The sequence below is a fragment of the Paenibacillus sp. FSL H8-0048 genome, assembly GCF_038002825.1.
Lineage (GTDB): Bacteria > Bacillota > Bacilli > Paenibacillales > Paenibacillaceae > Paenibacillus_AQ.
Map to the genome: position 1 here is coordinate 2784445 of NZ_JBBODF010000001.1, position 20796 is coordinate 2805240.

The 20796-nt window shown below is 55.1% G+C and carries 18 protein-coding genes; 3 read left to right on the forward strand and 15 right to left on the reverse strand.

The features are described from left to right. Nucleotides 1-18 precede the first annotated feature (18 nt). The 3 genes from moaA to NSU18_RS11900 are packed head-to-tail and all read right to left on the reverse strand — an operon-like array spanning nucleotide 19 to nucleotide 3851. The gene (gene moaA, locus NSU18_RS11890) at nucleotides 19-1035 is read right to left on the reverse strand and encodes a GTP 3',8-cyclase MoaA (protein WP_341019554.1); all 1017 of its coding nucleotides are present in this window, start codon (nucleotides 1033-1035) and stop codon (nucleotides 19-21) included. 32 nt (nucleotides 1036-1067) lie between these two features. Next, nucleotides 1068-2318, reverse strand: a complete 1251-nt coding sequence (locus tag NSU18_RS11895) for a molybdopterin molybdotransferase MoeA (protein ID WP_341019552.1) — start codon at nucleotides 2316-2318, stop codon at nucleotides 1068-1070. Between the two features lie 42 nt (nucleotides 2319-2360). Continuing rightward, nucleotides 2361-3851, reverse strand: coding sequence for a nitrate/nitrite transporter (locus NSU18_RS11900; protein WP_341149097.1), 1491 nt, complete (start codon nucleotides 3849-3851; stop codon nucleotides 2361-2363). Nucleotides 3852-4121: 270 nt separating this feature from the next. On the opposite strand from NSU18_RS11900, the gene NSU18_RS11905 reads away from it, so the two are divergent. Then, complete coding sequence (locus NSU18_RS11905; protein ID WP_341151031.1) at nucleotides 4122-5051, forward strand: Rpn family recombination-promoting nuclease/putative transposase; 930 nt, start codon at nucleotides 4122-4124, stop codon at nucleotides 5049-5051. 87 nt (nucleotides 5052-5138) lie between these two features. On the opposite strand, the gene NSU18_RS11910 is transcribed toward NSU18_RS11905, so the two are convergent. From NSU18_RS11910 to NSU18_RS11945, 8 genes are read right to left on the reverse strand one after another with little or no spacing between them, the layout of a single operon-like run. Then, complete coding sequence (locus tag NSU18_RS11910) at nucleotides 5139-5666, reverse strand: hemerythrin domain-containing protein (protein ID WP_341019549.1); 528 nt, start codon at nucleotides 5664-5666, stop codon at nucleotides 5139-5141. A gap of 23 nt (nucleotides 5667-5689) precedes the next feature. Continuing rightward, the gene (locus NSU18_RS11915; protein WP_036691001.1) at nucleotides 5690-6337 is read right to left on the reverse strand and encodes a response regulator transcription factor; all 648 of its coding nucleotides are present in this window, start codon (nucleotides 6335-6337) and stop codon (nucleotides 5690-5692) included. A gap of 28 nt (nucleotides 6338-6365) precedes the next feature. Beyond that, entirely contained in the window at nucleotides 6366-7409 is a 1044-nt protein-coding gene (locus tag NSU18_RS11920) for a sensor histidine kinase (protein WP_341019548.1), read from the reverse strand. After that, nucleotides 7409-7867, reverse strand: coding sequence for a GAF domain-containing protein (locus NSU18_RS11925; protein WP_341019547.1), 459 nt, complete (start codon nucleotides 7865-7867; stop codon nucleotides 7409-7411). Before NSU18_RS11925 ends, NSU18_RS11920 begins: the two co-directional genes overlap by 1 nt. A 53-nt stretch (nucleotides 7868-7920) precedes the next feature. Beyond that, nucleotides 7921-8607, reverse strand: coding sequence for a respiratory nitrate reductase subunit gamma (gene narI / locus NSU18_RS11930; RefSeq protein ID WP_209875083.1), 687 nt, complete (start codon nucleotides 8605-8607; stop codon nucleotides 7921-7923). Beyond that, nucleotides 8604-9170 carry a nitrate reductase molybdenum cofactor assembly chaperone gene (gene narJ / locus NSU18_RS11935; protein ID WP_341019544.1) on the reverse strand — a complete coding sequence of 189 codons (567 nt, stop codon included), beginning with the start codon at nucleotides 9168-9170 and terminating at the stop codon, nucleotides 8604-8606. Before narJ ends, narI begins: the two co-directional genes overlap by 4 nt. Next, a complete protein-coding gene (gene narH / locus NSU18_RS11940) occupies nucleotides 9163-10734 on the reverse strand; it encodes a nitrate reductase subunit beta (RefSeq protein WP_341019542.1) in 1572 nt (523 codons plus the stop codon). Before narH ends, narJ begins: the two co-directional genes overlap by 8 nt. Beyond that, complete coding sequence (locus tag NSU18_RS11945) at nucleotides 10724-14398, reverse strand: nitrate reductase subunit alpha (RefSeq protein ID WP_341019540.1); 3675 nt, start codon at nucleotides 14396-14398, stop codon at nucleotides 10724-10726. Before NSU18_RS11945 ends, narH begins: the two co-directional genes overlap by 11 nt. A gap of 312 nt (nucleotides 14399-14710) precedes the next feature. On the opposite strand from NSU18_RS11945, the gene NSU18_RS11950 reads away from it, so the two are divergent. Then, on the forward strand, nucleotides 14711-15127 hold the full coding sequence (locus NSU18_RS11950; RefSeq protein WP_341149098.1) for a hemerythrin domain-containing protein: 417 nt from the start codon (nucleotides 14711-14713) through the stop codon (nucleotides 15125-15127). Here NSU18_RS11950 and NSU18_RS11955 read toward each other — a convergent pair. Next, nucleotides 15084-15572, reverse strand: coding sequence for an RrF2 family transcriptional regulator (locus NSU18_RS11955; protein WP_341149099.1), 489 nt, complete (start codon nucleotides 15570-15572; stop codon nucleotides 15084-15086). The genes NSU18_RS11950 and NSU18_RS11955 overlap by 44 nt on opposite strands. A gap of 164 nt (nucleotides 15573-15736) precedes the next feature. Between NSU18_RS11955 and hmpA the strand changes: the two genes are divergently transcribed. After that, nucleotides 15737-16918 carry an NO-inducible flavohemoprotein gene (gene hmpA, locus NSU18_RS11960; protein WP_341023139.1) on the forward strand — a complete coding sequence of 394 codons (1182 nt, stop codon included), beginning with the start codon at nucleotides 15737-15739 and terminating at the stop codon, nucleotides 16916-16918. Between the two features lie 70 nt (nucleotides 16919-16988). Here the strand turns inward: hmpA and NSU18_RS11965 are convergent, their stop codons facing one another. The 3 genes from NSU18_RS11965 to NSU18_RS11975 form a co-directional block, all read right to left on the reverse strand. After that, complete coding sequence (locus tag NSU18_RS11965; protein WP_341019534.1) at nucleotides 16989-17384, reverse strand: DUF488 domain-containing protein; 396 nt, start codon at nucleotides 17382-17384, stop codon at nucleotides 16989-16991. A 131-nt stretch (nucleotides 17385-17515) separates the two neighbouring features. Continuing rightward, nucleotides 17516-18802: a cellulase-like family protein gene (locus NSU18_RS11970; RefSeq protein ID WP_341149100.1), complete on the reverse strand. Its 1287-nt coding sequence runs from the start codon at nucleotides 18800-18802 to the stop codon at nucleotides 17516-17518. A gap of 28 nt (nucleotides 18803-18830) precedes the next feature. Then, nucleotides 18831-20795, reverse strand: a complete 1965-nt coding sequence (locus NSU18_RS11975) for a glycoside hydrolase family 2 protein (RefSeq protein WP_341019532.1) — start codon at nucleotides 20793-20795, stop codon at nucleotides 18831-18833. Nucleotide 20796 lies beyond the last annotated feature (1 nt).

Here is a 20796-nt window from a genome sequence, read left to right on the forward strand (position 1 = left end):
TCCTGTCATCTAGATAATTTATCCGCCAATATAGGACATGCCAATCTTGGCCTTGCTTCTACGGCTCTCTTCCGTCCGCTCATCGGAATAACGGTCGCTTCGCTGCTCCCATACCTGCTTAATTGCTGCCAGCAGCTCCTCATCGCCAGCCCCTCCGCGCAGCATGGCCCTAAGGTCAAAGCCCTTGGAGGCAAACAGGCAGGTATACAGCTTCCCGTCAGAAGACAGCCGGGCACGCGAACAGGCGGAACAGAACGATTCCGACACAGAAGTGATGAAGCCGACCTGGGCCGTACTCCCAAGATAGCCGTAGCGCTGCGCGACCTCTCCGCTGTAATTCTGCTCAAGAGCTTCCAGCGTATAGACGCTTTGCAGCTGCTGCAGGATTTCTTGCTTGGTGACGACCTTATCATAGCTCCAGCCGTTATCATTGCCGACATCCATGAACTCGATGAAGCGCAGCATGATCTTCCGCTTCTTGAAGTAGGCGGCCATCGGAAGAATCTCGGATTCGTTCACGCCCCGCTGAACAACCATATTCACCTTGACCTCGAACCCGGCGCCCGCCGCTTGATCTATAGCGTCCAGAATCATTCCCGGCCTGAAGCCGCGCCCGTTCATTCTGCCGAACAGCTCCGGCTCCAGCGCATCCAGGCTGACATTCAGCCTGCGCAGGCCCGCAGCATACAGCGGCGCTGCCTGTCCGCCCAGCAGGACTCCGTTCGTCGTAAGTCCCATATCCTCTACACCGGGAATGGCGGAGATCTTGGTAACCAGCTCCGGCAGATGGCGGCGCATCAGCGGTTCGCCTCCGGTCAGGCGGATTTTGCTTACGCCAAGCGATACGAACAGCTTCGCCAGCCGGCCGATCTCTTCGAAGGTAAGCAGCTCACCGGATGGAAGAAAAGCGTAGTCGTCACCAAATATCTCCTTCGGCATGCAGTAGGAGCAGCGGAAATTACACCGGTCCGTGACCGAAATCCGCAAATCATGGATAGGCCGCCGCAGCTGATCTTGCAGTGGATGATGATTCATGTGCGTCTATCTCCCTTCCCGTACTCTTGGCCTTACAATACCCAATCATTCATGCCCTCTTCCACCCCGAGCAGCAGGACATCCACCTTATCCCCTGCGGCGAAGCCTCTTGTTCCGCCAGGCAGTACTATCAGGGAATTGCCGCGTGCGATGGACGAAACAGCATTCGATTTATTGAAGCCGGCAGGCCGTACCGTAGTGCCGTCATATACCGCCCGGACGAACCGGGTGAACGGGTTCGCCTTGGCGAAATCCTCCGCCAGCACGGCTGTGGTACGCGGCAGATACAGATGGTCCGTCCCCATCATCTTAAGCAGGGCAGGTCTTACGAACAGCTCGAAGCCGGTGAAGCAAGCCGACGGATTGCCTGACAGTCCGAACAAGAATTGGTCTCCGGCCACAGCCACTGTAGTCACACTGCCGGGACGCATCGCTACCTTGTTGAACAATATATCGGCTCCAAGGCGCTTGTAGATCTCCGGCAAATAGTCATAATCGCCCACGGACACTCCGCCCGTTGTGATCAGACAGTCGGTCTCAGCGAGTGCCTGACGGACGGTCTGCAGGCATTCCTCCAGCCGGTCCGCTGCCGTATCATAGATCCGGTACGGGATACCCATCCGGGCGAGCTGGGCGGCAATCATCGGCCCGTTGCTGTTACGGATTTTGCCAAGTACGAGCGGGTCTGCCACTGCCAGCAGCTCGGTGCCTGTAGACAGAATCCCCACCACCGGCCGCTTCCCTGTCTTAACCTCCCCGTAGCCGAAGGTAGCCAGCAGCGCCACAACCCCGGGATGAATGAAGCTGCCGGCCGGAATGACTGTCTCACCCGCTAGCATATCCTCCCCTTGCAGGGACAGATTCTCCTGTGGTGCAAACACCTTGCGGATCGTAAACGTCTGTCCCTCTGAGACGGCTTGTTCAAACATAACTACCGCATCTGCCCCGGCAGGCAGCGCCGCTCCTGTCATCAGCCGTACCGCTTCGCCAGTGCCGATTACAGCCTGCGACACTTCCCCTGCGCCGATGTGATCCACCACGGTGAAGCTGACCCGGTTGCTGCCGGAAGCACCGGCCGAATCCCGGGAAGCGATGGCATAGCCGTCATACGGGGAACGGGTGAAATGCGGTACATCATGGGTTGCAGTAAGCGGCCCGGCCAGAATACGTCCATAGCTTGCATGAAGCGGAACAGTCTCCGTACCTGTGCGGCATACTCTCCCGGTTACCCGCTGCACAGCTTCCGCTACAGTAACCGGAGTTCTGGTCTTCTCCACCTTCATCTGCTCCTTACCGGGTGCCGGACTGAATATCCGTACATCCGTTTATTTCTGCGTAATATCGCTGAAGGTGCCTACATACCGGACATCTTCACCAGTCTCATCCTTCACAGCGCTGATATTCAGCCACTGCAGGTACTCTTCTCCATTCTTGCGCTTGTTCCAGATCTCTCCCTGCCACATGCCCTTTGCCTTGACCTCACCCCACATCACACGGTAAAAGTCCTTCGGCTGGCGGCCGGATTTCAGCAGGCTTGGCTGTTTGCCAAGCACCTCTTCTTCGGTATAGCCGGTAAGCTTCGTGAACGCCGGATTGACTGTCTTGATGTGGCCGGACACATCCGTAACCAGAATCCCCTGGCCGGTCGAATTGAACACCTCAGAGGTGAGGGCAAGGCGGTCCTGAAAGTACAGCCATACCACGAGCACCAGACTGGCCAGCGCCACCTGGGACAGCAGCATGAAGCCGATGGAATATTGTCCGGTTGCCGCATGAATCACAGATAGCATAATCGGAGGGAAGAATCCGCCCAGACCGCCCATCATTGATACGATCCCGTTGGCAATCCCCGCCTGCTTATTGAAGTACAACGGCACCAGCTTGAAAATAACACCGTTGCCGATTCCGGCACTTACCGCAATCGCCAGGCAGCCTGCTGTATACAGGCCCATGTCAGGCATGAAGGCCAGAATAATGGCAGCCACCGTGTATACACTGAAGGTGAAGATAAGAAAGAACAAAGGCTGGAACTTGTCAGCAAGCCAGCCGCCGATCGGACGGAAGAAGGTCGCTACTGCGATGAAGCCGGCGGTTCGCATCCCGGCGTCGACTTTTTCCAGACCAAAACTGGATACCAGAAAATTCGGCAGATAAATGGTAAAGGCTACAAATGAGCCAAAGGTAATGAAATAGAACAGTGAGAACAGCCACAGCTTCTCGTTCCTGGACACGCCCTTGATTTGTTCAATAATCGGAGTGCGGAGCTTAGGCTCCTGACGGTCCCCGAAGAAGAAGTTAAGAACGATGAAGACGAGCAGCAGAATCAGATACATTTTGACTGCGTTGGCCCAACCGAACTGTGCTGCCAGGATAGGCGCCGAGAAGGTTGTAACCGCTGTGCCCAGATTCCCGATTCCATAGATACCGTTAACCAGACCGTGCTTCTCCTTCGGATAGTACTTCGGCAAAGAGGTTACCCCTACAGAGAAGACCGCGCCGCCGACACCCAGGAACAGGCCGCCGATAATCAGATGGGTTACGGTTGAAGCCACACTGATGAAGTAGACCGGGAACAGCAGCAGCACGAAGCTGGACATAAAAATAATCCGCGCCCCCAGAATATTCGCATAGTAGCCCAGCGGAATTCTCAGAATCGAGCCAAGCACGACCGGAATCGCCGTGACCATCGCCAGCCGCCCGGGAGGAATGCTGATATCCTCCGAGATAAAGGGCATCAAGGAGGAGATAATCACCCACACCATGAATCCGGTAATCAAGTTTAAGGTTTGCAGCGGCAATTGCATTTTTTTAATCATTCGTTTCACCTTTTCGCCGTTTTTTCTTGTGATGATTTCCTGTTATCGATATTTCCTGTACTCATTGTATCCGCCGTTCCCCGGCTCAGATATAGGGGAGTCCCCTTTCCCTGACAGGGTAAACCCTAAAATAACCCCACAAAGTGGGGCTTTAGCGTAGGTGATGACTCAGTTACTTTGCGGGGACCCTAAAACTAAACAAAAAGGCTGATTTTGTCTTCAACGCGTAATTCTGCCATGATATAATAAGCCTAATAGATTGGAGTGATAATAGTGGAATTGCTCGATGCAAGGAACGACTTTATCTTCAAGAAAATATTCGGCAGCGAAAACAACAAAGATGTGCTTTTAGCCTTTCTTAACAGTACCTTTATGGAGTCCGGTGAACCACCGTTAACTGAGATCATATTAATGAATCCTTACACAGATAAAGATGCTCCGGCTGAAAAGCAGTCCATACTGGACATCAAGGCGAAAACGGCAGAGGGCAAGCGAATCAACATCGAAATGCAATTGTTCAATCCTTACAATATGGAGAAGCGGACACTTTTTTACTGGAGTGAGATGTACTATCACCAAATTCAAAAGGGCGACGATTACAGCCAATTGAAGAAGTGTGTTACGATTAATATATTGAACTACTCCTGCCTACCGAATGACCGCCATCATAATGTGTTTCGCCTTCGGGAAGATCATACCGGGATTTCGCTGAACAATGACCTGGAGATTCATGTGATGGAATTAACAAAGCTCGAGGAGCAGACCATACCGTTAACAGGCGGTTTAATCAACTGGTTATTATTCCTGAAGGGTGTTGAACAACCAAACTGGGAGGTGCTGACCATGAATGAACCCATGTTAAAAAAAGCAATGGATACACTTGAATTTCTAAGCCAAGACGCCGCTACACGTATGGAGTATGATGCCCGGATGAAGTATTTGCGTGATGAGGCTTCACGGATGAACGGTGCTAAAGCGGAAGGACGTGCAGAAGGACGTGCAGAAGGACGTGCGGAAGGACGTGCGGAAGGAATTGCGGAGGGAATTGCGGAGGGAATTGCTAAGGGTGAACAAAAAAGAGCAGAGGCCATAGTACTTGAACTTCTTGCGCTTGGAGTAGAGACCTCAGTGATTCTTAAAGCTTCAGGTCTCACAGAACAACACATCCTAAGGTTGAAATCACAGATGGGTAAGCACTGACCGAAGCTTCTGTTGAAAAAGTATAAATTCTTCTATTACAAAAGTATCAAAAAGCCGCCCCAGTTAGAATGGAGCGGCCTGTTTTTGTCAAGTAATCAGCGTATTTAACTGTTCACTTAAACGTTCCTTGTCCTTCGGACTCAGTTGGTTCTCGCCCATCGGGAAGATGACCGTCTCTTCTTTGACAAAATGGACCGTCAGCACCTCGAAGGCTTCTCCCGCATCGCGCACGGCTGAGCGGATTCCAGCGAGCGTCATCTGGCTGATGTCACCCTCAGAGTGATGCAGGAAATGCCCGATGTACCCGTCAATCTCGCGGTGCTCCTCCTGAATGCCTGCCAGCGGTCCCTGGTCGAAGCCGATATACCGGCCCAGCAGCGGGAAGAAATACGTCTCTTCCTTCTCCGTGTGCCGCTTCAGCGGGACGTCGAACTCCTGCACTGCCTTACGCAGCTTCTGAAGCTGTGCCTTGGCCTCTTCCAGCGTAATCTGCTCCTGCTCAAACCAGAGGACAATGGCATGCCATTCCTCCATCAGAAAAGATAAATAGCGGTGTTCATTCTCAAGGATGCGCATCGCGGGCAGCGTAAACTTAAGGTTTGTACGTTCCGGCATACAGCTAACCCTCCAGTGGCCGGTCAGAAATCCAGCATTTTTTTCCTCAAAGCGTATTCGACCAGCTCGGGCCGGCTTTTAAGGTTAAGCTTCTCCATAATTTTGGCCTTGTGGGCCTCCACGGTCTTAACGGAAATAAAGAGCTTCTCGGCAATCTCCTTATTCCCGTAGCCCTTGGCAATCAGCGGAAGAATCTCCAGCTCCCGCTTGGACAGCAGCTCGAACAGATCCTCGGTCCCGCCGGTCTTGTCCTGCTTAATGAACTCACGGACAAGCGACGTAGCCATCTTGGGATGAATATAAGTACCGCCTTCATAAATCGTGCGGATCGCCAGCAACAGCTCCTCATCCGGCGCACTCTTGAGCACATACCCGGAGGCCCCGTTCTTCAAGACATGGAAGAGATACTCATCATCGTCATGCATCGTCAGAATGAGAATTCGGGTATCGGGATAATCCTCCTTAATCTTGCCGGTCGCGGTCAGTCCGCTTTCTCCGGGAGGCATGCTTAAATCCATGATCAGGATATCCGGCCGGAGCTTGGCGACCATGGTGTAGGCTTCTCTGCCGTCCGCCGCTGCTCCGATCACTTCAATATCATCCTGAAAATTAAGAATCATAGAGAATCCGCTGCGCACGATTGCATGGTCGTCCGCAATGACGATCTTCATCAGAAGCTCATTCCTTTCCTCGGGCCCATCATACAGGAACCTGCAGCATAATCCGGGTCCCCTTGCCGGTCTCTGAATCCACACTGAAGGTTCCGCCCACCAGCTCCGCCCGCTCCTGCATTCCGAACAGGCCAAGTCCGGTTCCGGTAGGCTCATCCCCCAGCTGGAAGCCGATACCGTCATCCTGAACCAGAAGCTGCAGCATGCCGCCGTTCTCGGTGAGCGAGACCTTGACACTGTCTACCTGGGCATACTTCAAGGCATTCAGCACCGCTTCCTGGCATACCCGGTACATAACCGTCTCAATCTCACTCCCGTACCGCTTCTCGGGCAGCCGGGATTCATACTCAATCACGAGGCCATACGTTTGCTCCACCCGCTTGAAGTGAGAGCGGAAAGCCGCCTCCAGACCGAAATCATCCAGGGCAGCCGGCCTAAGCTCCACCGACAGGTTGCGGATATCACTCAGCAGACGGGTCATCGACACTTCGGTTTGCTTCACTTTTTTCAGCAGCCCGTCATCGGTTGTCATATATTTCAGCACACGCAGATCAATCACGGCACTCATCAGCTCTTGCGCAACGCTGTCATGCAGTTCACGGGAGATCCGCTTGCGTTCATTCTCCTGGGCTTCAATAATATGCTTCATCATCTTGTTCTGGTAGAACTTCTCTTGCGTCTTGAACTGTCTCGTTAAATCCCTGAGCATAAAGATCCGGATTCCATTCTCTTCATCTATCGTGTGAAAGGTCGCGGCATAAGGCACAATCCCCTTGTCCCTGGTCTCCAGATAGACCTGATAAGAGGTGAACTCCTCCGAGTCCGGGGTGTGAAAATAACAATTCAGGCAGGTCCGCAGCTCCGTCTCGCTGGTATATCCCCGGCAGGTCCCGCAGAGCGCTTCAGGATTCCCCTGATACAGCTGCTTCAGAATATCCGTGTCGACAATCGTCTCGGCAGCCGGATTCATCGCCAGGGCTTTCCCTTGCCGGTCAAAAAAGAACATCGCCTCCGAGCTGTTCTCGAACAGCTTCGTCATAAGCTCACCGCGCAAATCCGTAGCAGGGTTCATCAACTGAGCAACAATTCCTTCCCGTTCAAGTCTCCAATGCCGCCCCGCGCCGTCGCTTCCAGGTCACGCAGCATCTCAGCGGTCACCTGCCGGTCCCCTCTGAAGCCGCCCAGAAGCACACCTGCCACGCGGGCATCATTCCACATCGGCACCGCCCCGATGCTGTTCAGATTCTCCATCTTGGTGATGGGGTAATTGAACAGGCTGTCGGGCTTCACCATGAGCTTCACCGAAGGGATCAGGAACGGCTTGCCGGTCTTGAACACGATGCCGGCAATCCCTCTGCCGGATTGCAGCACAATCCGTTTGTAGCGGTCACTGATATTGCCTGAGGCGTATTTCCAGCGGATCGCATAGTCATACTCCGCCGGTTCGGCGAACGCCAGCGACATGAAGTCATATCCCAGCGCCGCGCGGATCTGGTCCAGCCGGGTCTGGTAATCCACCTTATTCATCATCGCTTTCTCTCCTCGGATCGAACAGGGAAAGAAGTCCACGCTGCTCTCTTCCGTTAATTTGATTTATTTCTTCTGTATAGGATATAACTTCTGCCTACATAATTCAACGGAACACTCCATACGTGAACCAGCCGGGTGAACGGCCAGAAGGCAAAGATCGCGAACCCTGACAGGATGTGCAGCTTGAAGGAGAACGGCACTCCGCTCATCAGCGAAGGGTCCGGGCGGAACATGAACAAGCCGCGGAACCACACCGAGATGGTATCCCGGTAGTCGAACTCAGGCTGTACCGCATTCGTGACAATCGTGGAGTACATCCCCATGAACACAATGAACAGCAGGAGCGAGTTGACGATCAGATCAGAGGCGCTGCTGAGCCGGCGGACATTCTTCAGTGTGAAGCGCCGTGAGGTCAGAATCAGCATCCCTGCCAGGGTGGCCGCACCGAAGATTCCCCCGATGTATACAGCACCGATATGGTACATATGATCGCTGACACCGACAGCTTCCAGCCAGGACTTGGGAACGGCTAGACCGCCGATATGGCCCAGAATGACCGGCATGATGCCGAGGTGAAACAGAATGCTGCCGAATTTCAGCTGTTTTTTCTCAATGAATTCACTGGATTTGGCTGTCCAGTTGAATTGATCCTTGCGGTAGCGGGCAATATGTCCGCCGATAAATACGACCATACACATATAAGGGAAAATAACCCATAAAAACTGACCCATCATATTCATTGACTTAGGGCCTCCTGTTCCGCACATGCTTTGAAGGTTTCCCGCAACCCTTTAACCAGGTGATAATAAGGACTCTCCCGCTGCTCCAGCGCCTTCACCAGATGATACGAGCCATCCTCCAGAATCGCCATCAGCATCCGGAAGTTCTCCGGCGCACCAGGGACATCCAGCCACTCTGCCGCATAGATGAACTCACACATCAGCGGCAAGTAATCCGGCAGCTCACTCTCCGGCATTTCGAGGCCGAACATTTCGTACAGCAGCTTCAGCTTAGCGAGCATTTGCCCGCGTTCCTTGGCATCCTCGAATTTGAAATAGGTCATATAGAGCGCACAGTCCTTCTGAAAATCAAACGTAGCCGCATAGTTCTCCTGAATCTCTTCCAGGCTGAAGCTCTGCATGAGCTTCCAGTAGGTCTGCACATTGGAATATGCCGGGTGGCCGGGGTCAAATGCCTCTTCCAGAAAAGCCGGATGGAAATCCAGCTTCTCCGGGTACATGAGCTGCAGGGCGAAATAACCGAAGGATTGCTTGTAATGATGCAGTTTGCTCAGATCAATCACGCCAGATCCCCCCGTAGAAATTCTCTTCATACATCTCCTTGCCGGTCTTCATGGTGTCGCCGGAAGGGCTGGCCGGTCCGCAGCCGTCACAGCCGGAGCCAAAGCCGGGTCCGCCCATGTCGCTGCCGTAGCCGGCGGCGCCCTGCGCACGGTAAGGGTTCATGTGCTGCTCCTTGTGGGAGGTCGGGATCACGAAGCGGTCTTCATATTTGGCAATCGCGAGCAGCCGGTACATCTCCTCCGTCTGCTGCGCCGTCATGCCGACACGGTCCAGTCGGCTAAGATCGAATTCCTGGCCGGTAGACTGGGCGCGCATGTAAGAGCGCATCATCGCCATCCGCTGCAGGGCTTCCTTCACCGTCTCTGTGTCGCCAGCTGTCAGCATATTCGCCAAATATTGAATAGGCGTACGCATTTCTTCGATGGCCGGGAAGATCATATCCGGGTTCTTCAAGGAATCCTTGCCCTCAAAGTAATTCATGATCGGGCTAAGAGGCGGTACATACCATACCATCGGCAGCGTCCGGTATTCCGGGTGCAGCGGGAAGGCCAGCTTATGCTCAATCGCCAGCTTGTAGACCGGTGAGTTCTGCGCAGCCTCCAGCCAGTCCTCAGAGATACCATCCCGTCTCGCCTGGGCTCTAACCTCTGGATCATGCGGATTCAGGAACAGATCGCACTGGGCCTGGTACAGATCCTTCTCGTCCGGGGTGGACGCGGCATCCAGCACCTTGTCGGCGTCATACAGCAGAACGCCAAGGTAGCGGATACGGCCCGTACAGGTCTCGGAACAGACCGTTGGCAGGCCTGCCTCCACACGCGGGAAGCAGAAGGTGCATTTCTCCGCCTTGTTGGTCTGCCAGTTGAAGTACACCTTCTTGTACGGACAGCCGGTCATGCAATATCTCCAGCCGCGGCAGGCTTCCTGATCCACGAGAACGATTCCGTCCTCATCGCGTTTGTACATCGCACCGGACGGGCAGGAAGCCACGCAGCTCGGGTTCAGACAGTGCTCGCACAGACGGGGCAGATAGATCATGAAGGATTTCTCGAAGTTGAACTTGATCTCTTCCTCGATCTTCTGAATGTTCGGGTCTAAGGGACCGGTCACATGCGCACCCGCCAGATCATCCTCCCAGTTCGGTCCCCATTCCAGATCCATCTTCTCGCCAGTGACAGCAGAGTGGGCCCGGGCAACCGGGGAATGCTTCTGCTCCCCGGCGTTTGTCAGGTTCTCATAGTTGTACGTCCACGGCTCATAGTAGTCCTTCATTTCCGGCATATCAGGGTTGTAGAAGATTTTGCCGAGCGCGATCTTCGACAGCTTGTTGCCGGATTTCAGCTCAAGCCGGCCCTTGCGCAGCTGCCAGCCGCCCTTGTACAGCTCCTGGTCTTCCCAGCGCTTCGGATAGCCGATGCCCGGCTTCGTCTCCACGTTGTTGAACCACATATATTCCGCACCCTTGCGGTTCGTCCAGGTGGTCTTACAGGTCACGCTGCAGGTGTGGCAGCCGATGCATTTATCCAGATTCATTACCATTGCAACTTGCGCTTTAATTTTCAAGCCAGTTGACCTCCTTCATTTTGCGAACGGCTACGTAGACATCTCGCTGGTTGCCGATCGGACCGTAGTAGTTGAAGCCGTAGCTGAGCTGTGCATATCCGCCGACCATCTGGGTAGGCTTCAGATGAATCCGGGTTGGCGCATTGTGGCTTCCGCCGCGCGTATCCGTAATCTCGGAGCCCGGTACTTGAATGTGCTTATCCTGGGCGTGGTACATGAACATGGTGCCTCTCGGCATCCGGTGGCTGACTACGGCGCGTGCAGTGACCACACCATTCCGGTTGTAGACCTCAAGCCAGTCGTTGTCCGCAATGTCATGAGCCGCGGCGTCCTCGTTATTGATCCACACCGTCGGACCGCCCCGGAACAGAGTCAGCATGTGCTGGTTATCCTGGTAGGTCGAGTGGATATTCCACTTGCCGTGCGGTGTCAGGTATCTCAGAACCAGTGCATCCATCCCGCCCTTCACTTCCTTGTCACGGGGTCCGAAGACCATTGGAGGCAGGGTCGGCTTGTAGACCGGCAATGCTTCGCCGAACTGCTGGAAGATCTCATGGTCAATATAGAAATGCTGTCTTCCGGTCAGGGTACGGAACGGAACAAGACGTTCGATGTTCGTCGTGAACGGTGAATAGCGGCGGCCTTGCTTATTCGAGCCGCTGAATACCGGTGTCGGAATCACCTCGCGCGGCTGTGCAGTAATGCTCTGGAACGTAATTTTCTCGGCGGCCCGGTCTGCGGAAATATCCCGCAGCTCGACCCCGTGATCCTTCTCCGCGGACTCATAGGCCTTCTGGGAGACGCGGCCGTTGGTGGCGGAAGACAGATGGAGAATAGCATCCGCGGCCTGACGGGCCGTCTGCAGCTTCGGCAGTCCGTGCCGGATCGTTTCATCGTAATGCACACCGCTGATCTTCTTCAGCTCTTCGTATTCCTCAGCAACCGAGAAGCTGACGCCGTGTGCGCCTGCTTTGCCGGTAGCCAGATTGGGTCCGAGCGAGCTGTATTTATGATGAATCTGCGTGTAATCCCGCTCAACAATGGTGAAGTTCGGCATGGTTTTACCCGGAATAGCCGGCACTTCGCCCTTGGTCCAATCCTTGACCAGACCCATCGGCTGTGAGATTTCGCTGATGGAGTCATGGCCCAGCGGGGACATCACTACATCCTTATAAACGCCGGGCAGCTGCGATTTCGCCATTTCTGAGAATACCTCCGAGAGCTGGCGGTAGATATCCCAGTCGGACCGGGATTCCCACAGCGGATTCACGGCCGGATTGAACGGATGGACGAACGGATGCATGTCGGTGGACGACAGATCGGTCTTCTCATACCAGGTTGCGGCCGGCAGAACAACATCGGCATATAGCGGTGTAGTGGTCATCCGGAAATCCAGGGCGACCATCAGATCCAGCTTGCCTTCTACATCCTCCCGCCAGACGATTTCCTCCGGCTTCTGCTCCTCATTCGGCTCGGCCAGCAGACCGTCCGATGCGCCGAGCAAATGCTTCATGAAGTATTCCTGGCCCTTGGCGGAGCTGGAGATCAGGTTCGAGCGCCAGATGAACAGGGAACGCGGGAAGTTCTCCGGTGCGCCGGGATCTTCCACAGCAAACCGCGTCTTCCGTGAAGTAATCTCTTCAACGGCGTGGCTGATAATCTCGGCATTCGTCTTCTTGCCTTGCTGCGCCGCTTCCTCGGCGAACAGCAGGCTGTTCTTGTTGAATTGCGGGAAGGACGGCAGCCAGCCCAGACGCGCGGCAAGTACGTTGTAATCTGCCGGGTGCTGGTAAGCGACATCCCCGCCGGTCGGCGATTTCAGCGAATCGGTGCCGCTCTCCTCATAACGCCACTGGTCGGTGGCGAAATAGAAGAACGAGGTTGCATTCTGCTGCCGCGCCGGACCCTGCCAGTCCTTGGCAAAGGCAACCGTGGACCAGCCTTCAATCGGACGGCATTTCTCCTGGCCGACATAATGTGCCCAGCCGCCCCCGTTGACGCCCTGGGATGCAGTCAGTACCACCAGGTTCAGGATCGAACGGTAAATGGTATCGCTGTTGAACCAGTGGTTGATGCCTGCGCCCATGATAATCATGGAGCGTCCGCCTGTATCAATGGAGTTCTGGGCGAACTCACGGGCAATCTGCACAACGACGCTTGCTTTTACTGTAGTAATCTTCTCTTGCCAGGCCGGAGTATAATGAGAGGATTCATCCTCATACCCCTTAGCGTTCAGCAGACTGTCTCTGCGCTTAATGCCGTATTGGCTCATCATCAGGTCGTATACGGTGGCGATATAACGTTCCGTGCCGTCCGCAAGCTTCACCTTCCGGGCCGGAATAATCCGGCTGAAGGTGCCGTTACCGGCATTGTCGAAGTACGGGAATACGATCTCCGTCCATTCTTCCCCGTGACCTTCGATCGTCAGGGCCGGCTCCACCTTGCTGCCGTCCTCCCGCTCCAGAATCAGGTTCCACTTCTTGCCTTCCTCCCAGCGCTGGCCCATCGTCCCGTTCGGCACGATCATCTCGCCAGTTGCTTCATCGAAGATCACCGGCTTCCAGTCCGAGTGCGGAGAAGCATCGCCCAGATCGCTGGCCCGCAGGAAGCGTCCGCCCTTCAGGCTGTCCTCATGCGGATCAAGCAGAATCAGGAACGGCATATCCGTATATTGCTTGGCATAATTCAGGAACATGGGCTCCTGGCGTTCCTGGTAGAACTCCTGCAGGATAACATGCGTCATCGCCTGGGCAAGCGCCGCGTCCGAGCCGGGGTTCGGAGCCAGCCAATTGTCGGCGAACTTCACGTTCTCGGCGAGATCCGGGGCAACCGATACGACCTTCGTGCCTTTGTAGCGCACTTCAGTCATGAAGTGGGCATCCGGCGTCCGGGTCAGCGGCACGTTCGAGCCCCACATCATCAGGTATCCGGCATTGTACCAGTCCGAGGATTCCGGGACATCCGTCTGCTCGCCCCAGATCTGCGGCGAAGCCGGAGGCAGATCGGCATACCAGTCATAGAAGCTCAGCATTTGACCGCCCAGCAGCGAGATAAACCGCGCCCCTGAGGCGTAGCTGACCATCGACATGGCCGGAATCGGTGTGAATCCGGCAATCCGGTCCGGTCCGTATTTGCGGATCGTATAGATCAGCTGCGCTGCGATCAGCCGCAAAGCATCATCCCAGGCTACCCGGACATGGCCGCCCTTGCCGCGCGCTTTCTTATACTGGCTGGCCTTCTCAGGATCTTCCACAATGCTGGCCCAGGCATCGACATAATTGTCATGCTCCTGGAGCGCGCTCTGCCACAGCCGCCACAGCTTCCCGCGGACATACGGATATTTCACACGCAGCGGGCTGTATTCATACCAGGAGAAGGTAGCTCCGCGCGGACAGCCGCGCGGCTCGAACTCCGGCATATCCGGTCCGCAGGACGGGTAATCGATCTGCTGGTTCTCCCAGGTGATAATCCCGTTCTTCACGAACACCTTCCAGCTGCAGGAGCCTGTACAGTTCACGCCATGGGTGGTGCGGACTACTTTATCGTGAGACCAGCGCTGGCGGTACATGTTCTCCCAATCTCTATTTTTCTCTTCAAGAATGGACCAGTTCCCGGAATAGCTCTCCACCGGCTTAAAAAAGTTAAGGCCGAATTTCTTCTTCATCTGTCCAGAACACTCCTTTGTACGAATCTATTCAATTAATCTCATTATGGATCTACCCGGCCGCGCTTCCCATTAGGGAAACACCTATTGAACCTCGGGAAATCCCTTGATCTCAGCACACAGCAAACAAGCCTTCCGCCCGGAGGAGAAAAGCTCTGACTTCTGCGCTGCACTGCCTTGCCGGGAGTCCCATTAGGGACTTCCCTCTTTCTCTCCGGGGAAGTTCCTAGCGGGAATTCCATGGCAGCACTGTATGCTATACTGGCCAGTAGATACTTCTGAGATAGTTATAATACGGGAGGATGAAGAAGAATGTCAGGACCCTCACTACGCCAGCTGCATGCCCATCATGCCATACATCAGGGCGGGCTCTCCGGCGCTGTAGCCAAGACAGAAGAAGTGGAAGAATTGCTGGCGCTTAAGGAAGCGGAGGTGGCCCGCCAGGCGGCTGACCACTTGATTGAGTACTGGGAGACGCGGATTCTCAGCCATGCCGATGCGGAAGAGGATGGCTTCTATCAGGAGATGACAGCGAAGAACCCCGCCCTGGAAGAAGCCGTTACCCGGCTGAAGCGGGATCATGAGTTACTGCGGATCATCGTGCAGGATGTCAAAAGCATGCTCGCCGAAGACGGCCTCACCTCAGAAGTGCTGCACCAGTTCCACGCGCTGCTGGCAGTGAATGCTATTCACAGCCGGGATGAAGAGCGTCTGCTGTTCGGGGAGTAGCATTACTGCTGCGCTCCTGCAAAATGGCACGCAGATCATCTCGATTCATCAGCAGATCCTCGAGCGTATACTCGTCCAGCACCTTAAGATAGGCGTGCAGGGCCTTGCCCAGCACGCCTTTAAGTCTGCACACTGGAGAGATCGGGCAGCTGCCGCCTGATGGATTGAAGCACTCCACGAGATAGAAATCATCCTCCATCCGGCGCACGACCTCCCCGATATTGATCATCCCGGGCGCAAGCGCAAGCCTGATCCCTCCCCCGCGCCCTCTCACCGTTTCGAGATAACCCGCCTTGCCGAGTTCATGGGAAACCTTCATCAGATGATTCTTGGAGATACCATAGGCGCTGGAGATATCCTGTATTGTAGTTAACTCCTCGCGCTGCTTGGCTCCCAGATACATGAGGATTCGCAGGGAATAATCGGTATATAACGTCAGCCTCATAGTCATGCTCCGTTCTATCTTTAACTTAGATTAATGTAAGTGATATTTATTACAAAGTTTATCATATTCTTTGTCTAATTTGTTAAAGTGGTATTTTAAATATATCTTTTATCTTCAAAACCGTATATATTAATTTTGTACTATATGGAGAGGGGATGATTGATATTTTAACACAAGAGACTCGTGACATTGTCAAATCCACAGCGCCCGTGTTGGCGGAGCACGGAACCACCATTACCTCGGTATTCTACCGGAATCTGTTCGAAGCCCACCCGGAGCTGCTGAATGTGTTTAACCACGCCAACCAGGCGCAAGGCCGCCAGCAGGCGGCACTGGCCAATGCGGTCTACGCAGCGGCAGTCCACATAGACAACCTTGAGAATATACTGCCGGCGGTGGTCCAGATCGCCCACAAGCATGTCAGTCTCGGTATCAAGCCGGAGCATTACCCGATCGTCGGAGAATTCCTGCTGAAGGCCATCAAGGAAGTGCTTGGCGATGCCGCTACGGATGAGATCCTGAGTGCCTGGGAAGCGGCGTACGGAGTGATTGCTGCTGCATTCATCGGCGTGGAAGACAGCATGTACAAGGAAGCGCGGGAGCAGGACAACGGCTGGAACTTCTTTAAGCCTTTTACCGTGGTGCGTAAGGTTCAGGAGAGCGGCAGCATTACATCGTTCTATCTGAAGCCGGCCGACGGCTCGAATGTACCAGACTATAAGCCGGGCCAGTACATCTCTGTCCGTGTGCTGATCCCTGGAGAGCAGTACACCATGATCCGCCAATACAGCCTGTCCCAAGCGCCGAAGCCGGATGAATTCCGCATTTCGGTGAAACGCGAGGAAACGAATGACCCGAATGGCGTGGTATCTGTCTATCTTCATAACGGAGTGAATGAGGGTGATACCGTTGAGGTGAGCGCTCCTGCCGGAGAGTTCCTGCTGGATACTTCTGTAACTACCCCAGTAGCCTTTATATCAGGCGGTGTAGGCATCACCCCTATGATGAGCATGCTTGAGACTGTGGCTAATGTAACACCGGACCGGCCGGTTGTCTTCCTCCACTCTGCACGGAACGAATCACTTGCTGCCTTCGGTAAGGATATTGAGAAGCATGCGGCGGCGCTGAGCAACGTCAAGACCCGAACGTTCTACTCCGGCGGACCGGATGGCGTGATTACCGGCGAAATTCTGAAGAGCTATGTAGACATTACCGGAGATGCTTACGTGTGCGGGCCTGTTCCTTTTATGGAAGCTATGATTGGGGAACTGCGGAAGCTCGGAATGACCGAGGCTCAGATTCATTATGAGTTTTTCGGACCGGCGCTGCAGCTAAGTAACGCATAGATTGTTCAGCTAAAAGCACACGGGCCGTCTGCCGAACGGGTGTTCATTCGGAGGAGGCCCGTGTGCTTTTTTAACCGCAGATCAGCCATTCATAGAGTACCTTCGCATGGTTATGGACCGGGTCCTTGGCGGCATAGACCAGCGTGACCCTCTGTTCAAGCGCCCGCTCCCGGATCGCTTCCGCAAGCCCCGCACATTCCGGATTCTCCTCCAGCTCCCTGGTATACCGTTCCTTGAATGCCGCGAACCGCTCCGGCAGATGCCCGAACCACTTACGCAGCGCCGGGCTTGGCGCGATGGCCTTCATCCACTCGTCAATGGCCGCCTGCTCCTTCGTCACACCGCGCGCCCACAGCCGGTCCACCAGAATACGGTAGCCGTCTCCGGGTTCAGCAGACTCATAGATCCGCTTCAGACCTATAGCGTACGGAGCATCAGCGGCTTCCCCGCCGGATGACTCTCCCATGCTGCATCCCTCCTGCTCATCACTAAGTACACCCAATATACCACGGAGCCTATTCTGCCTCCAACGGCTGTTTGTCCTGGAGGATGCAGCATGACAAGCTGGTGGTCTGGCGGTCTGCCGCACTGACTCCGCTACTCCGCTTCAAGAATGTACCGGTTCCACCGCTGCTGCCAGGCCACATCCTGCCAGAACGGATGATGCGGCGCACAGTTGGAGCACAGCGTCATGCCCCAGAAGCCCAGTGCCATCCCCTTACACAGCGCATACTCGGCAATGAACTTCCCGACAGGCCCCTCCTCGAAGCCTGCAAGCAGCGGGGTATAGCCGACATAGCCTTCGCCGATTACCACCGGCAGGCCTGAATGTACCGCCCATTCCTGCGCTTCTTCCAAGCGCAGGTCCGCTTTTTGCAGCATCGCCAGCTTGTGGGCTCCGTAGCGGTCATAGAGATAGAGATCCCATAAATCAGGGTCGGCCCAATCATGCAAATAGATCAGCTTCATCCCGACCGGATTACCCTCCATCCGCCACTCCTGCCCTGCGGGCAGGGTCCATTCCCCGAAGGGCGGGGCATCCTCCCTCAGCATAGACCGGACAAAGGCATTTGGAAAGGCTCCCCCCTCATCATTCAACCCCGCAGCGTCCATAAGCTCATTCAGCACGCCTTTGATATAGAGATGATAGTGGGCCACCTGCAGATTACGGGCTACATATGACTTCGGATAAGCTTCGTTCAGAGTATAGCTGGCCGTGATTAGAACATCGGGATGCTGTTCCCGGAGATACCCTACCGCTTCCTCAATATAAGGCTGCATGGCCTCCACCAGCCTCGGCGTATCGGCTGCACCGATTCCCCGGGCAGTACCGACGGCGGTAAGCTGGCCGAATTCGACTTCATTGTGCAGCTCGGCATAGACAATCTGACCGGCGAAGCCTTCCGCCTTGATATACCTGATGAGCTGGCCCATCGACCGGGCCAGGGTCATGAACCGCTCTGCAGGGGCAATTGCAGCCAGTTCATCACGCAGTGCGGGATAAGCCAGGAAGCTGGGGCTCTGCTGATATTCCCAGGAAGACAGCATAATATAGAGTCCGTGCGCCTTGGCCTGTCTGAACAGCTCCAGCAGATGCGCATGTCCGTCCAGGACGGCACCGCCGCGGCAGTTATACCAGCGGGTACGCTGGCCCACTTCACCCAGACTGCCGAAGTGCAGCGGTCCGGGACGTTTGCCCTCCGCAGTGAATAACAGGAACGGCATAGCGCAGATCCGGATGGTATTGTATCCTCTGTCTGCCGCTTCCTTACATCTTGCCGCCAGATCATGATAAGGCTCGCCCGGCAAGGTCATTGTATACCAGGAGAAATCCCACATAGTGAGGGTGAGCTTGCGCGGTAGCCTGCTCAGCACTGCATCCATTTTTTTCACTCCTTAAAATTAGGTTGAATTAGCGGGTCACGTACTGACCCAATTCCAGCGCCAGCACGCTGAAGCCGTTCGGACGATAGACCGTTAGTGTCAGCTCCGATCCAGAAGCAGCGGGCAGCTTGAGGCTCAGGGTACAAATCTCTCCCGGCTGCATGTCTGGGATAACCTGTGCCGCTTCCTCTCCGCCCTCTGCAGATACTTTTACATAATAGCCCTGCACAGCGTAGCTGGGAATGTCCTTCCGGCATGTCAGGGTGACTTCAAGCTCCCGTTCGTTCTGCACAGGGGCATTCGTGAGCAGGAGCGGTGAAGCCATCTCACGCAAGGCTGCAAATGAAGGCTTCACCCGGTTATGCACATCCACCGAACCGTGAACCCGCTGCTTCCATCTCCCCTGCCCGTCTTCTCCCATTTGTGTGCGGTAATCATTCAGACTGAAAAAGATCAGGGCTGCAAACTGGGGATACTTGCGGTAGAGCTCTGTTTTATGCATAAGGATCTCTGTTCTTCTAGGGTCTCCGCCTTCGTAGACCGGCTCGCAAAGGCCATATTCAGCTACTACCACCGGCTTATCCGGGTAATCCGCCAGCATCTGCCGGATAACCTCATCCTCATCCAGCTCGCCGTGCCAGGTTCCGATATAGTCATTCCACATCAGCAGGTCCCCGGCTCCCGTAGCATCACTACGCGGCTTCAGGTGGACCGTGTTGCTCACATAGTTAATCAGGCGCTGTGAATCCAGCGTATGGATTGCTTGCTTCAGCTGCTCCATGTACCGGAGGGTGGTCTCCGACTGCCCGTTCAGCTCATTCCCCATCCCCCAGGCAAAGATACACGGATGATGGGAATGGCCCTGGATCATCTCCTTCGCCTGGGATAAGGCTACCGTGAACGTATGCTGATCCGGCTCCGCAGGCTGCTGCCAATGCGGGATTTCCTCCTGGACAAGAATGCCGTTGCGGTCACACCAGTCCAGCAGCTCATTGCCCTGTTGCCAGTGAAAACGGGTAATCACCGCATTTGCCTCCTTCAGCCGCTCCAGCATCGTGCTGAGATCCTGCTGCTTCTCGGCCATTCCGGCCGCCGGATTCGAACCCGGCATCCATTCGACACCCATCAGACGGACAGGCTCACGGTTCAGCCATAGCTCCTGCCCTCTGACCACAATCTCACGGAACCCGAAGTTCACGGTTACCTCGTCATGAAGCTGTCCGCCCTCCCGGATGGTGAGCTGAAGCTGGTAGAGATGCGGATGATCGAAATGCCACAGCTCCACCGGTAACCACTCCATCCCGGCAAGCTGCCAATCCGCGGATTGCGGAGGCAGGGGGCGGTGATCCTCCCAGATTTGTACTCCCTCCTTGAAGATAGCGGTCTCTATCGTCGCTGACGCAGAGGGGCCGCATAGCTGGACATCTGCCAGTAAACGGCCGGACACCTGCTGGTCTGCGGTTCCAAAGCGGACTTCCGGGAAGACGCGGATCTGCTTGACTGCCGTTTGCCCGGTCACTATAAGCTGTACGGGCCGGATGATTCCTCCATCATCGGCCCAGTCGAAGCTTAAGTTATGCGGAAGCGCCTGAGCGGACGGAGAATTATCCGCTTTTACCGTAATCCGGTTCTCCTTGCCCTGCAGTATATGCGCGGTCACCTCCAGCTCAAAAGCAGTATATCCGGAGTTGACATGCGAACCGGCCTCGCGTCCGTTAACCCAGACCACCGCATCACGGTAGACGGCTTCAAAATGCAGGCGGAACCGGCTGCCGCTCCACGCTTCAGGAATGCTGATGCTATACTCATACCACCCGGCGCCCCGGTGTTCCTCCAGACCTTCCTCCACATTCCAGGTATGCGGAACCGCAACCTCCCTTGGAGCAGGCAAGCCTGTAATCTGCCATGCCTCCCGCACCCCTATACGCGCCGTATCCGCCTGAAAGTACCAGCCTTCGTCCATGCTAATCCTGTGCCGTCCTGTTGTATGCATA

Excerpts from the sequence above, each read along its gene's own strand:
- moaA (WP_341019554.1), bottom strand. The coding sequence starts at position 1,035 with ATGAATCATCATCCACTGCAAGATCAGCTGCGGCGGCCTATCCATGAT.
- NSU18_RS11895 (WP_341019552.1), bottom strand. The coding sequence starts at position 2,318 with ATGAAGGTGGAGAAGACCAGAACTCCGGTTACTGTAGCGGAAGCTGTG.
- NSU18_RS11900 (WP_341149097.1), bottom strand. The coding sequence starts at position 3,851 with ATGATTAAAAAAATGCAATTGCCGCTGCAAACCTTAAACTTGATTACC.
- NSU18_RS11910 (WP_341019549.1), bottom strand. The coding sequence starts at position 5,666 with ATGCCGGAACGTACAAACCTTAAGTTTACGCTGCCCGCGATGCGCATC.
- NSU18_RS11915 (WP_036691001.1), bottom strand. The coding sequence starts at position 6,337 with ATGAAGATCGTCATTGCGGACGACCATGCAATCGTGCGCAGCGGATTC.
- NSU18_RS11920 (WP_341019548.1), bottom strand. The coding sequence starts at position 7,409 with ATGAACCCTGCTACGGATTTGCGCGGTGAGCTTATGACGAAGCTGTTC.
- NSU18_RS11925 (WP_341019547.1), bottom strand. The coding sequence starts at position 7,867 with ATGATGAATAAGGTGGATTACCAGACCCGGCTGGACCAGATCCGCGCG.
- narI (WP_209875083.1), bottom strand. The coding sequence starts at position 8,607 with ATGAATATGATGGGTCAGTTTTTATGGGTTATTTTCCCTTATATGTGT.
- NSU18_RS11945 (WP_341019540.1), bottom strand. The coding sequence starts at position 14,398 with ATGAAGAAGAAATTCGGCCTTAACTTTTTTAAGCCGGTGGAGAGCTAT.
- NSU18_RS11950 (WP_341149098.1), top strand. The coding sequence starts at position 14,711 with ATGTCAGGACCCTCACTACGCCAGCTGCATGCCCATCATGCCATACAT.
- NSU18_RS11955 (WP_341149099.1), bottom strand. The coding sequence starts at position 15,572 with ATGAGGCTGACGTTATATACCGATTATTCCCTGCGAATCCTCATGTAT.
- NSU18_RS11965 (WP_341019534.1), bottom strand. The coding sequence starts at position 17,384 with ATGGGAGAGTCATCCGGCGGGGAAGCCGCTGATGCTCCGTACGCTATA.
- NSU18_RS11970 (WP_341149100.1), bottom strand. The coding sequence starts at position 18,802 with ATGGATGCAGTGCTGAGCAGGCTACCGCGCAAGCTCACCCTCACTATG.
- NSU18_RS11975 (WP_341019532.1), bottom strand. The coding sequence starts at position 20,795 with ATGCATACAACAGGACGGCACAGGATTAGCATGGACGAAGGCTGGTAC.